Consider the following 996-nt stretch of genomic DNA (forward strand, 5'->3'; position numbering starts at 1 on the left):
GGCCGCGCAGGGGCGCACCGCCGCCGCGCTGCAACTGGCCGGCACCACGCTGGCCGGCCATGCCCAAGACCCGGAGGCGCACAACCTGGTGTGCTGGTTCAAGGCCACGCACAACCTGGCGCTCGACAGTGCCGGCGGCGATTGCGACAACGCCCTGCGCCTGGCGCCGGGCCGCCCCGATTTCATCGACAGCCGGGGTTTCCTGCGCCTGCGCCAGGGTGACAACAAGGGCGCGATTGCCGACTACGACACCGCGCTGCGCATGGCGCCGACGCTGATCGCCTCGCTCTACGGGCGCGGGCTGGCCTATGCCCGCCTGGGCGAGCGTGACCGCGCGCTGGCCGATCTGTCCCGCGCGCGCAGCCTGTCACCGGGGGTGGACAAGACCTGGGCCGAATATGGCATGCAACTGCCGCCAGGATTCTGAGCGCCGCGCGCGCCATGTGCGGTGCGGACGAGGCCCAAGGCTGGTGACGCGCCGGTTGCGGACGGTCTGGCAGGACGGGCCACCAGAAAAGCGGGACCCCGGGTCAAGCCCGGGGTGACGAAGAAGGTGTTGTTTTCTAAAACCTTACGTCACCCCGGGCTTGACCCGGGGTCCCGCTCAATGATTTGCGCCATGGCAATCAACCACCAATCCTTGCCCCTTACCCACACAATGGATCGACGCAGCGCGGATTGGCAGCGTCCTAATCCACCTGGCGCCACTCTCCGGGCGCGAGGCCGTCGAGCGTCCAGGCGCCGATGGCCCAGCGCACCAGGCGCAGGGTGGGGTGGCCCACGGCCGCCGTCATGCGCCGCACCTGGCGGTTTCGCCCTTCGCGCAGGGTCAGCTCCAGCCAGCAATCGGGCACGCTCTTGCGAAACCGTACCGGCGGCACGCGCGGCCACAGCGCGGGCGGATCGATGCGGCGCGCGCCAGCGGGCAGGGTCATCCCGTCTTTCAGCCGCACCCCGCGCTGCAAGGCGGTGAGCGCCGCGTCATCCGGCTCTCCC

General features: G+C 70.6%; 1 protein-coding gene and 1 pseudogene. One reads left to right on the top strand and one right to left on the bottom strand.

Annotated features, from left to right (window positions below):
- Window positions 1-427, top strand: a 427-nt coding sequence (locus tag H926_RS30415) for a tetratricopeptide repeat protein (protein ID WP_043611304.1), incomplete at its 5' end; no start/stop codon positions are given.
- A 262-nt stretch (window positions 428-689) separates the two neighbouring features.
- Here H926_RS30415 and H926_RS30420 read toward each other — a convergent pair.
- A pseudogene (locus tag H926_RS30420) lies at window positions 690-996 on the bottom strand (pseudouridine synthase); the annotation flags it as partial.

The sequence above is a fragment of the Novosphingobium sp. B-7 genome, assembly GCF_000410615.1.
GTDB classification, from domain to species: Bacteria; Pseudomonadota; Alphaproteobacteria; order Sphingomonadales; family Sphingomonadaceae; genus Novosphingobium; species Novosphingobium capsulatum.